The sequence below is a fragment of the Gudongella sp. QWL-04 genome, assembly GCF_058683975.1.
This window is the reverse complement of sequence record NZ_CM178754.1, coordinates 1,939,526-1,951,714: the sequence shown is the minus strand read 5'-3', so window position 1 is coordinate 1,951,714 and position 12,189 is coordinate 1,939,526. Positions and strand designations below refer to the sequence as shown.

Genomic DNA, 12,189 nt, shown 5'->3' with positions numbered 1-12,189 from the left:
AGCCCACAATTGTGGGCTCATGTTGCGCCATCAGGTAATTTATTGGGGTGGCGTATTAACCAGCTAACTATTTAACGGAAAACGAGGGATATCAAATGCGCAAATACATATTAAAGAGGCTATTGATATCAGCGGTGCTCCTATTCTTTGTATCGCTGATAATTTATACCATAATGAGAAGCATTCCAACATCATATGTCGAGTCCCAGGCAAGGATGCTTTCTATGAGACCAAACTCCAAGCCCTACAGCGAGTGGCTCGCACAGCTTAATTCAGCTTATGGTCTGGATATAGGTATAGTGCCTGGATTCTTTAAGTGGCTGTCAAACGCAATAAGAGGTAATTTCGGAGATTCCTGGGCATTCAGCGTACCAGTGACCCAGAAATTTGCATCAGTAATTTGGGATTCATTTATACTTGGTTCAATAGCATTTGTGCTTCAGGTCATAATCTCGATCCCCCTTGGGATACTTGCAGCAAAAAGACAATACAGCAGAACAGATTATGCAGTAACTGTAGTGGCACTACTGGGGATTTCTCTCCCTACCTTCTTCTTTGCCACAGTTCTTAAGCTTATCTTTTCGGTATGGCTGGGATGGTTCGATCTGTACGGCAAGGTGGGAAGAAATTATATGCTTCTGGATTCCTTTGGACAGTTCATGGACGTGGCAAGCCATTTTGTCCTTCCAGTTATGACACTGACCATTATTGGAATAGGAAGCCTTATGAGATACACAAGGACCAACATGCTAGAGGTCCTTAACTCAGACTTTATTAGAACGGCAAGGGCAAAGGGACTTTCTGAAAAGAGAGTTATCAACTTCCATGCCTTTAGAAACACTTTGATCCCAATAGTAACAATATTGGGTGGATCATTGCCGGGCCTGTTTGCTGGTGCTCTAATTACAGAGACTTTGTTCCAGATACCAGGCATCGGTTACACGGGATATCTTGCCATGGTAAGCGGCGACATACCATTTACCATGTTTTACATGGTGTTTTTAGCAGTTCTGACGCTGTTGGGAACACTTATTGCAGACATTCTGTATGCAGTTGTGGATCCAAGAGTCAGAATAGACTGATGGAGGTGATTTTACGTGACTGAGAAAAATCAAGAGCTGGTAATGAAAGAAAAAGATGAGAATATCGCTAAGAGTCATGTGAGCACATCCGGAAGTCTTGGGGATGAACAGAGAGTTAAGGTATTGTCTCCAGGGATGCTTGTTGTAAAGAGATTTATAAGGAATAGACTTGCGATAATAGGTTTGATAATAATTGCGTTTATGTTTGTGTTCTCCTTTATCGGAGGGTTGGTGACACCTTATGAAGAAACTCAGGTCTTCAAGTATGTGGGAACCATGTCCAAGGAATATGCGAGTATCACCTACAATGACGATTACAGATATACAGTAGTTGAAGGGATGGAGTATTCAAGTTCAGCCCACTCAGCATTCATACTGGCAAGAAACAGCGGAAAGACAACCTTTACCTCAGGAGGCCAGGAGTATCACATAGTTGAAGAGGGCGAGGAATTTTATAAGATAGTTACTTCGGCACCAATAGCTAAGATAACAAACTTCAGAGGACTTGTTGCAATTAATGGAATCGATGGAGAAATCATCTCTCCGGAATTGAATGCAGCAGCTACTGAGTCAGTTTTGGGAAATGTTGGTCAATTCAGCCTCGATGGCGAGCTTTATACAATAGTCCAGAGCGGCAGGGAATATGTCCTTGGAAGATCAGGAGATGCTGCAATAGAGTCAAAAAACATCTTCGATCCTGCTGTACCAACCCAAATCCTTGGCTATGAGTTTACCTATGCAGCAGAAAAGGCCTTCAGAGAAGATGGCGTATTTACATTCTCTGCCGATGGCGTCGATTACAGGATCGAGGAAGAGGACAATTTGGCAGTAATCTATAAAGGTGATGAGGAGTATGCATTGCTTTCAAATCTTGCTATACAGCCGGCATCACCGGACGTATTCCTTACAATTGAATTTAAGAAAGCATTAAGTGATGCCATAGAGGGAAACCACCCATCCTTCATGTTCAAGAACGAAGAGGGTGTAGATGTAGAGTATCAGGTATCGAGGATCAATAACCTTTATACTGTAAAGGCGGATACTCAGACCCACCTTATATCCATCCATGAGCAGCCGTCAGCAAAGCACTGGCTAGGTACTGACAAGCATGGTATGGACGTTATGACAAGGCTTATGTACGGCGGCAGGATATCTCTTACCATAGGATTTATCGTAGTTCTTTTGGAATCAGCTCTTGGAGTCATCATGGGCGGTATTGCAGGATACTTTGGCAAATGGATCGATATGCTGATAATGCGTATAGTTGACGTATTCAACTGTATACCTTTCATGCCTCTGTTGATAATTCTGGGATCCATAATGGATGCTATGGAGGTTGCGCCGCAGCTTCGGATCTATTTCTTGATGTTTATTTTGGGTATCATGAGCTGGCCTGGTATAGCACGGATGGTAAGAGGTCAGATACTTTCACTTAGAGAACAGGAGTTTATGATAGCTGCTGAGGCTACGGGGATATCAGTATCCAGAAGGATATTCAAGCACCTTGTACCAAACGTAATTCCACAGCTGATTGTTTTTGCAACAATGGGACTTGGCTCTGTAATACTTTATGAATCAACTTTGAGCTTCCTGGGGCTGGGCGTAAAATTTCCGCTGGCATCCTGGGGAAATATAATAAGCGGCGTGTCCACAGCCTATGAAATGACTAATTTCTGGTTCGTTTGGATACCAGCAGGTACTCTTATACTGTTGACGGTCCTTGGCTTCAACTTCGTAGGCGATGGCCTGCGTGATGCCTTTGACCCCAAGATGAAACGGTAGGTGCGAAATGGACAATAAGAAAAACCTTATGGATAAAATACTAAACGGCAAGAATGGGAAGACGGTAAGGAATGTAAACTACCTTTCGGCCAAGGAATTGAGAAAGATATCAAGGGAAAACCGGAAGATAACAGACGAATTAGAGAGGATAAGGAACAGGAAGGACGTTCCAGAGTCTGAGTATTTGACGATTATGAAGAATCCCAATAATATCCTAGAGATAGACAACCTGAACACCTATTTCTTTACTGATATCGGAATCGTTAAGGCAGTGGACGGAGTATCCTTTGACGTACCTAGAGGAAAGACTGTTGGAGTCGTCGGGGAGTCAGGCTGCGGAAAATCCGTAACCTCTCTTTCTATCATGCAGCTGGTGCAAAGACCTCAGGGTCAGATCGTAGACGGTGAAATCCGTTTCAACCTGGACAATCAGGTATACGACATCGCTAAGATGCCTACTGAAAAGATGCAGAAGATAAGAGGCAATGAGATATCTATGATATTCCAGGAGCCAATGACAAGCCTTAATCCGGTTTTCAAGGTGGGAATGCAGATCGACGAGGTCATCGAGCTACATAATCCTGAGATGAACAAGGATCAGGTGACTGCCAGGACCATCGAGATGATCAAGATGGTAGGTATCGCCAACGCTGAGGGAGTCTACGAGATGTACCCCCATGAGCTGTCGGGCGGTATGAGGCAGAGAGCTATGATCGCTATGGCACTGGCTTGTACTCCTAAACTTATCATCGCTGACGAGCCAACGACAGCGCTTGACGTAACTATCCAGGCGCAGATCATGGACCTATTGAGAAACCTTAAGGATCAGATAAATTCTAGCATCATGCTTATTACCCATGACCTTGGCGTAATCGCTGAAATGGCGGATTATGTAGTCGTAATGTACGCTGGAAGAGTTGTTGAACAGGGAACGGCCCAGGAGATATTCCATTCGCCGAAGCATCCATACACTGTTGGACTGATGGAATCCAAGCCAAGCAGCAACAAGAAGGTAGATAGGCTTTACAGCATACCCGGATCAGTTCCTAATCCGATAGATATGCCTAACTATTGCTACTTTAAGGACAGATGCAACAAGGCCTTCGAGGCCTGTGAGGGAGTATATCCTCCAACGTACCAGATGAGCGGTACACATAAGGTAGCCTGCTACCAATACATGCCTGGAAGGAGGGAGAACAATGAGTGAGGCCGTAAGATATGACGAGCTAGCAGAAGAAAATGGTGAAAGCATTATCCAGGTCAAGAATCTCAAGAAATACTATCCGATTTCCGGAGGCATGTTCTCCCAGGTAAAGGGTTATGTGAAGGCAGTTGACGACGTAAGCTTCGACATAAAGCGAGGTACGACGATGGGCCTTGTTGGGGAGTCGGGCTGCGGGAAGACGACAATTGGCAAGACGATACTTAGGTTGACAGATAAAACAGATGGCTCAGTAAAGTTTGACGGAATAGAGATCCACGATCTTAATCGAAGAGACCTTAGAGCCTTAAGACCTAGGATCCAGATCATATTCCAGGACCCATATTCAAGTCTTTCACCAAGGATGCCGGTAGGAGAGATCATCGGAGAGGCAGTCAGGGAAAAGAAGTTGGTGCCTGAGGCAGAATTCGATGAGTACATCACACGTATCATGAAGGACTGCGGACTTCAGGAATACCATAAGGACAGGTACCCTCATGAGTTTTCAGGCGGACAAAGACAGAGGATATGTATAGCAAGGGCGTTGGCTCTTAACCCTGAGTTTATAGTATGCGACGAACCTGTTTCAGCGCTTGACGTATCGATCCAGGCACAGATCATAAATCTTCTGAAGGACCTTCAGGAAAAGTATGATCTGACATATCTTTTCATATCCCACGATCTGTCTGTAGTTGAGCATATTTCAGACACGGTAGGGGTAATGTATCTGGGGAATCTGGTTGAGTACGCTGACAAGGAATCGATATTCAGGAATCCGCTGCACCCATATACACAAGCACTTTTCAGTGCCATACCTGTACCGGATCCGGACTTCAAGGCAGAGAGGATCATCCTTGAGGGGAGCATTCCTTCACCAGCAAATCCGCCTTCAGGGTGCAAGTTCCACACTAGGTGCAGGTTTGCAATGGATGTATGCAGCAGAGAGGTTCCATTGATGCAAGAGATAGAAGAGGGGCATAAGGTGGCTTGCCACCTTTATAATAAGGAGTAGTTTTTATGAAGAAGCACTTTGAGGACGATGGAAGGGTAGTCGCCGACATGAATTTTGAAGGTGCACCCTGGTATGTGAAGGAGAAAAAGGAGCCGGCAGGACAGTTCGTCGGCGACAATGAGCCTATGAGCAAGCGTGAAATGTTCACACTGATGAAATATGCGGTGGGAGCGGGACTCGCTATTGCACTTGTGTTCGTCTTTGCCTTTTTCCTGTTCATCATGTTCTCATTGAAATTCTGGCTGAATTAGGGACAAAAAGAACTGGCAAGGACCCTCTTAAGTTTACCATTTAGGGACGGTAAGATATACTAAACTTAGGAGGTGTTCCTTTTGAATAAAATATACTCTGATGAATTCAAATTATCCGTTGTCCTTGACTACTACAGCAGCTCTCTTGGTGTCAGAGCTATTGCAATGAAGTACAATCTTCCTTCAAAAAACTACATCAATAATTGGGAACAACAACTCATTGACAAAGGACTTCTTCCTCCAAACTCTACAAAGCAGGAGAAGTCAGTTGCCAGATCAAAGGAGTCAATCGTTAGAAATGACACTAGGACTCCTCTTGAAAGACATTATGAAGATGAGATAGAGATCCTTAAGGCTCGTATAGAGTACCTTGAGGGTCTTGAATCCTTGAAACCATTTCTTAAAAAAAAAGAACCCGTGAAGCAAAATACGAAGTAATACTCAGTCTTGAGTACAAATACCCCATATGGCTTCTTTGTGAAATAGCCGGAGTAAGCAAAGCATCGTACTACAACTACAAGAGGAATCCTTCTAAGCCCTCAGATTCAAATAAAGTGATAGAAGAACTGATTCTCCTTATCCACAAGAAATCAGGTCGTAGAAAAGGCTACAGGCCCATCAAGGATGACTTAAGAAACATATATCATCTCAATGTGAACCATAAAAAGATACTACGAATAATGCGAGAGAAAAAGATTTCATCAATACTCACAAAGAAGTCCAAAAGGACCAGAGAGCAAAGCATTATCAAAGAAGATTTACTCCAACGTGATTTCTCATCAGCCGTACCTGGCAAAAAGCTTGTAACTGATATAACATATATACCAACAAGAAGAAAGATGATTTATCTTTGCACAGTAATCGATCTGTACAATAATGAACCTGTATCCTGGAATATAAGCGATACTCAGGATAAATATCTTAGCTTAAATGCAATAAAGGCACTTTCCGAGAAGTTCGACCTATCTGGCAGTATCATTCATAGCGATCAAGGTGTCCATTACACTAGCTTGATGTATGTCAATCTTCTAAAAGAGTTGAATGTTAAACAGAGCATGTCACGAAAGGGCAATTGCTGGGATAATGCTAAAGCAGAAAGCTTTTTCGGTCACTTTAAAAGCGAAACTATTCATCTAATGAGTAGAAGGATCAAGGATATCAACGAAGTCATTGAGATAGTTGAAGACTATATGAGATACTATATATACGACAGACCTCAGAAGAAACTTGGTGGATATCCTCCTGGCATATTCAAAGAAAAACAATTATCTGCATAAAAACTAAAAAATTAACCGTACCCAAATAGTAAACCTTTAAGGTAGCATGCCAAACCGTCCCCAATGTCCCTTAAGAAATTTTAAACTTAGAGGTATTAGTATGGATGATAAAGACAAACTAAAACGATTTGAAAAGCATCTTGTGAAATGTCCTCATTGCGATAGGGATGTCCTAGATCACATGAGGCAGTGTCCCTTTTGTAAGGGTGAGCTGGAGGGCAGCGGCTATGGTGGGATAGATCCTGCATCTAAGAAAAAGATCAGGACTGTTTTAACTGTAGTATTTATTGCAGCTGCTATACTAATATATCTAATCAAATCCATTGGATGAAGCTGTGACCGTTTGGGAATACCCAAGCGGTCTTTTTATTGGAGATCCACTAGATGGGTATAATACAGAGGAACAGGTAGACAATAGTTATATAGGGAGGAATTGGATAATGGCAAGCGTAGAAGTAAAAAAGCCAGCACCAGATTTTGAGATGAAGGACTTTAAAGGTAATATATTCAAGCTTTCTGCTTTCAAAGGAGATAAAAATGTACTTATCGTTCTAAATAGAGGTTTTGTATGAATGTACTGCCAAAAGCATATGATGCAGTTGCATCAAGATTACTATAAATTCGCTGAAAAAGACACGGTTATTGTGGCAATCGGACCTGAAAATGAGGAAAGCTTCGAAAAGTATTGGAAGAATAATGAACTTGAGTTCTATGGCATCCCAGATCCTAATCATGAAGTGTTAAAGCTCTACGGGCAAAAGGTCAACTTGTTTAAGCTGGGCAGAATGCCTGCACAAATGCTGGTGGACAAGGAAGGAATGCTGCGATACGTGCATTATGGCCACTCGATGCAGGACATCCCGGAGAATGATGAAATACTGGGGTTAATAGATTCACTTTAAGCCACCGGGGACGGTCCTTTTTGGCAGGAATTAGATATAAATAGACACAATTCCTGCCACTGGGGACCGTCCCTAGTGGCTTTATTCAATGTCCTAAAACTATTTTTGCGATTAATGCAGGAAATATATTATAATAGAGTCAGAATTTACTGAGAAATTCACTTTTCATGCATATCGTAGCCTAAGCACTTATACTAATAAGCGAGGTAATCATTTTGGCGGTTAAATATGAAGATTTTTTGAATGAATTAGTAGTACTAGAGAAGAAATATCTTTTGTATTCACATGGCCATGATTTTGTTAATCAAGCTGTATTGGATCTGCTTAGGACTATTGGGGAAATACATAGCACCACTCCAAATATCAAGATTGTAGATACCGGGTTCAGCCTTATAATAAATGGTGTGGAGTTTAGTGCAGATAACATAAAAGCAGGATACATAATGCAATTGTTGGGTGGTCGAGGTATAACTTCTGTAACATTTTGTTCAGGGGTTGGATTCTCGCCTATAATTGATTTTCTCTATCTATTGAATGCCATTCCTACCAATAGCAAGCTGTTATACCATACTGATATTCAGTATGCGATCCATAATATTGATTCAATAATTATTGAAGAGATGGATTATAGTAGTCTAAGATATGGATACCAGACCGAAATTCAAGATGTACCTTCAGGTAAAACAAGTATAAGAAGTGAGTTGATTAAGTCATTAAGGACACTTAATCCTTTAGTAGATAGTCTTACTACTGATGAATTGATAGATATTGCATTGGAAGAGTTGTCCAAGATGTCTGAGAATGAGGCATCTATCTTTTTAAAAGGATTACCTTATGAAGCGATTTCTGTTGTGGTTGCAAGAGCAAATGTAAAGAAGAATTCCATCTCGCCTTCATTAGTCGATCTTCTTGTCGCCATGGATTTAGCCAGGAAACTCGCAGGAGGTGAAAGTTTAGAGACGACTGACGAAGTGATAAGCGATGATCAAATAAACAAGCTGGTCGAGAGAGAAGCATATGAGTTGTATGTTACAGAGGATTACAGGCAACACCTACGGAGCTTGTTATCCTATGATGCACAATCCGAGAATGGTTTAATTGAAATTGATTTGTTTGACAGTAAACTTATCAATAGAACAATTGTAACTGCACTTTTACATCTGGTAAGGAATAAGCTTGATGACTCAATGCATATTAGTTTTGTAGACAGCATACATAAGTATCTTGATGAATTTATTGACACTAGAGACTGGCAGTTCATCCATTCGATCATAAGTGATGAACGGGTGCATTCATACTTGAATAAGGATTCTTCAGTATTAAAGTTGTCTCAAACAATCAGAGCAAGCAAGTCATACAGCGATAATTATCTTCAGGAAGTCATTAATGCAAGCGGACCTAAAAACCTAGGATGGCTTATCGATGCTTATATCGATGAAGAGGATTTGAGGACAAGGCGGAGAATTCTAGTTCTGATGCAATCATTCCAAGAAATGGCAGCCATTCAGGCTGTAAGAAAGTACATTGGGGACCCAACAAGGAAAATATCAATATTTATCCCAATGATTGATGAACATCTTGACTCGATACCAAAGGACATCGCCGCGAAGCTTTATATCTGTGATTCAATGGAAGCTAAAATACTGGCTTTGAGGATCCTATTGACGCAGAATGACGACAAGATAATAAGTGAAATTAATCACCTTATTCAAGTCGGGAATAATGAACAGATCTTGATCTTGCTTGACCTAATCAAGGAATTTAGGGTCACTGAAGTGGTTGAAACTCTTGTCGAAAGGATAAGTACATTTCATATCGATGATAATATGTATAAATTCATTGTGAAAACAATCGATACAATCGCTTGGATAGATCTTAATTCTTTTCAGGATTTGTATAATAGGTTGATGAATAACAGGCTTACCTTATCACCGAAGAAGCTTAGTAGGATAAAAAGGCATTTAAAAGGAGTCAGTCATGATTATAAGTCAAGATAGAGTAGACAACATTTTAACTGAACTGCTAGGCGCTATCAATTCTATTAGGCTATATTCATACAAGCATCCTCAGGCAAAATTAGCTATAGAACAATTGATGAAAAGCTTTGATGAAAATTTTAAAAATGAAGACAAGATACTTATTGGCTTCTTAAATGAGAACATATTAGTTAATCAAAAACCCGCAATTGGAGTAGGGAGGGCAGCAGAATCCTTGATAAAGCTGCTGAAAGATGCAGGTATTGATCAAATCGTATTTGTGAAAGGGCTAGAACAGGAGGAGCTATCAGTTTTTCTGTATGAGACATTCAATACTGGCAAGAAAAATGTAAGACTAAGAGATTATGCACATATCTTACTTGGGACGATTTCAACAAGCGACAGCACAGACAATGATGATAGTATAGATTCTATTATGGACCTGGAATCATCCAACGATTTCATCTCCATGTTACAGAATCTTGATGTTCAAAAGTCATTTGATTTCAAGACGGTTAGTAATCTATCAGAGGATTTAATGGAAACTTTCAGATATTCTGCAGGCCCCTTGAAGTATCTGGCAGAGGTTAAAAGCGAAGATGAATACACTTATGTTCATACGATCAATGTAGCATTACTCTCAATGGCTTTGGCCAAACACATAGGGATTGCTGGAGCGGAGCTGCTGGATATAATTTATGCAGCGTTGATGCATGACGTTGGTAAGATGCTTGTACCAAATGAGATACTTAATAAAACAGGTCCACTAACCACCAAGGAGTTTGAGACTATAAAAGCTCATACTCTAAACGGAGTAATGTATCTATGTAACCAGAAGGGAATACCTAGGATAGCCATATTAGCTGCGTTAGAGCACCACATTAAGTACAATGGCGGTGGATATCCGACAATAGCTGATGATTGGAAACCTCATTTTGTCAGTCAGATCATAAGCATCGCAGATATATACGATGCACTTAGAAGCAACAGACCATATCGAGCGAGACTTGAGCATGATCAAATCCTTGGATTATTACGGCACGATGCTGGAATTGGTTTAAACCCAAGATTGGTCGATGATTTTATTGAGATGCTGAACTCCCAGTTGAGTTAGGGACATTTGAGCCATCGGGGACGGTCCTTTTTGGCAGGAATTGAATGCAAATCCACACAATTACAACCATGAGGGACCGTCCCCGGTGGCTTTTCTCTTTGTTTTAATGTCTCATTTGCTGTTTATATTAATATAATATTTTGAAAATGACAAATTTGTGGTAATATTGGGTTGAGGTGATACTAGTGCCGAGACAGAAAAGACCGGAAAGCCCCAGTGGATACTACCATATTATGATGAGGGGCATCAACAAAGAAATGATCTTTCGTGAAGACGAATTCAAAAAAGCGTTTATGGACATTTTGTCCAAGAAGCTTGATGAGTCCGATGTTGAAGTGGTTGCCTATTGTGTCATGGATAACCATGTACATATTGTTATGTGGGGCGAGTTAACTGAGATAAGCATCCTGCTAAAACGAGTAAACACAACCTTTGCGATGAAGCTGAACTGCAAGATGGATAGGATTGGGCATGTTTTTCAGGATCGCTATAAGTCACAAGAGGTGTTGAGCGATGAACATCTCATGCAGGTTGTAAGGTATACACACAACAACCCTGTAAATGCAGCCATAGTCAAGGATTGCAGTGGATATTTATGGAGCAGCTATAATGGATATTTAACAGGCAACCTTGGGATAGTTGAACAGAATCAATATAATTTTATTCTAGAGCTATCCGGAAGCATTGAATCATTCATTGATTTTCACAAGCTGGAGGATGAAGGGGAGTATTTGGATACCAAAGAAGAAATGGAACAATTGAAATATATAAAGGCACAAAGGATAATAAGTGAATTTTGTGAACGCAAAGGTATTACCGATGTAAGGCAGCTTACTCGAAAGCCTGATCTAATGGATTCTTTGATTGATATCATGATTGATAGATCAAAGCTTTCACTCAGGAAGATAGCTGAGATGCTGGAGGTAAGCAGGAGTATGGTACAAGAAGTTGCTAAAAAAAATTAGCAGGATAACCGGATTGAGAATTGTACTTAGAAAAGTTCAATTTCAGCCAAAAAGCGTCTTGTTTAGCCAAATAAAAATTTGAAATTCGCTGCATCTGACCTACGACGAGCTAAAAGATTTCTTTTAGGTCATTAAACCGTCCCCAATGTCCTTAGGAGGCACTTAAGAATGTTTTTTATTGCAGGGGTTTACCCCAAATCATATACATACGAATACAATCGGGCTGAGATATGTTCATCCTGCGGTAAGTACGGGAGATATACGGTGCAAGGTCATTGCAATGTATTTAGCTTTTTCTTCATCCCATTATTCAAGTGGGGTTGGAAGTACACTGTGACAAAGTCCTGCTGCGGCCAAGTCTGCATGCTGGACAAGGACCTGGGCGACAAAATCCGCAGGGGCGATGATATTACGATAGCCGATCGAGATCTTGATTGCGGGCATGCCCATACAACCGGCTATACAGGATGCCCCAGCTGCGGAGCGCAAGTGGATCCCCAGTACAATTTTTGCCCGAATTGCGGTCAGAAGCTATAAAAGCACTAATAATAAGTCGGATTCCTAGCCAAATAAAAAGCTAAGGAGATTTAAAATACAATTATAGTTATCTCGATGTCGGCACAATTC

14 protein-coding genes are annotated in these 12,189 nt (G+C 41.0%); all 14 read left to right on the top strand.

Going from position 1 to position 12,189, the window contains the following annotated elements:
- Window positions 1-95: 95 nt before the first annotated feature.
- Complete coding sequence (locus AC4PHB_RS09715) at window positions 96-1,082, top strand: ABC transporter permease (protein ID WP_492136233.1); 987 nt, start codon at window positions 96-98, stop codon at window positions 1,080-1,082.
- A 15-nt stretch (window positions 1,083-1,097) separates the two neighbouring features.
- Window positions 1,098-2,864, top strand: a complete 1,767-nt coding sequence (locus tag AC4PHB_RS09710; protein ID WP_492136232.1) for an ABC transporter permease — start codon at window positions 1,098-1,100, stop codon at window positions 2,862-2,864.
- A gap of 7 nt (window positions 2,865-2,871) precedes the next feature.
- Window positions 2,872-4,071, top strand: coding sequence for an ABC transporter ATP-binding protein (locus AC4PHB_RS09705; RefSeq protein ID WP_492136231.1), 1,200 nt, complete (start codon window positions 2,872-2,874; stop codon window positions 4,069-4,071).
- Window positions 4,064-5,077 carry an ABC transporter ATP-binding protein gene (locus AC4PHB_RS09700; RefSeq protein ID WP_492136230.1) on the top strand — a complete coding sequence of 338 codons (1,014 nt, stop codon included), beginning with the start codon at window positions 4,064-4,066 and terminating at the stop codon, window positions 5,075-5,077. Before AC4PHB_RS09705 ends, AC4PHB_RS09700 begins: the two co-directional genes overlap by 8 nt.
- A gap of 5 nt (window positions 5,078-5,082) precedes the next feature.
- Window positions 5,083-5,328: a hypothetical protein gene (locus AC4PHB_RS09695; RefSeq protein WP_492136229.1), complete on the top strand. Its 246-nt coding sequence runs from the start codon at window positions 5,083-5,085 to the stop codon at window positions 5,326-5,328.
- 81 nt (window positions 5,329-5,409) lie between these two features.
- Window positions 5,410-5,766, top strand: a complete 357-nt coding sequence (locus AC4PHB_RS09690; protein WP_492135739.1) for a transposase — start codon at window positions 5,410-5,412, stop codon at window positions 5,764-5,766.
- Window positions 5,766-6,605 carry an IS3 family transposase gene (locus tag AC4PHB_RS09685; RefSeq protein ID WP_492137765.1) on the top strand — a complete coding sequence of 280 codons (840 nt, stop codon included), beginning with the start codon at window positions 5,766-5,768 and terminating at the stop codon, window positions 6,603-6,605. The genes AC4PHB_RS09690 and AC4PHB_RS09685 overlap by 1 nt, the downstream gene beginning before the upstream one ends.
- Before the next feature lie 100 nt (window positions 6,606-6,705).
- A complete protein-coding gene (locus AC4PHB_RS09680) occupies window positions 6,706-6,936 on the top strand; it encodes a hypothetical protein (RefSeq protein WP_492136228.1) in 231 nt (76 codons plus the stop codon).
- 109 nt (window positions 6,937-7,045) lie between these two features.
- A complete protein-coding gene (locus AC4PHB_RS09675; protein ID WP_492136227.1) occupies window positions 7,046-7,177 on the top strand; it encodes a hypothetical protein in 132 nt (43 codons plus the stop codon).
- An 18-nt stretch (window positions 7,178-7,195) separates the two neighbouring features.
- Entirely contained in the window at window positions 7,196-7,507 is a 312-nt protein-coding gene (locus AC4PHB_RS09670) for a peroxiredoxin family protein (protein WP_492136226.1), read from the top strand.
- A gap of 239 nt (window positions 7,508-7,746) precedes the next feature.
- Window positions 7,747-9,504: a hypothetical protein gene (locus AC4PHB_RS09665; protein ID WP_492136225.1), complete on the top strand. Its 1,758-nt coding sequence runs from the start codon at window positions 7,747-7,749 to the stop codon at window positions 9,502-9,504.
- Complete coding sequence (locus AC4PHB_RS09660; protein WP_492136224.1) at window positions 9,485-10,597, top strand: HD-GYP domain-containing protein; 1,113 nt, start codon at window positions 9,485-9,487, stop codon at window positions 10,595-10,597. Before AC4PHB_RS09665 ends, AC4PHB_RS09660 begins: the two co-directional genes overlap by 20 nt.
- Before the next feature lie 185 nt (window positions 10,598-10,782).
- On the top strand, window positions 10,783-11,562 hold the full coding sequence (locus tag AC4PHB_RS09655; RefSeq protein WP_492136223.1) for a transposase: 780 nt from the start codon (window positions 10,783-10,785) through the stop codon (window positions 11,560-11,562).
- 168 nt (window positions 11,563-11,730) lie between these two features.
- Window positions 11,731-12,099: a zinc ribbon domain-containing protein gene (locus AC4PHB_RS09650; protein ID WP_492136222.1), complete on the top strand. Its 369-nt coding sequence runs from the start codon at window positions 11,731-11,733 to the stop codon at window positions 12,097-12,099.
- Window positions 12,100-12,189: the final 90 nt, after the last annotated feature.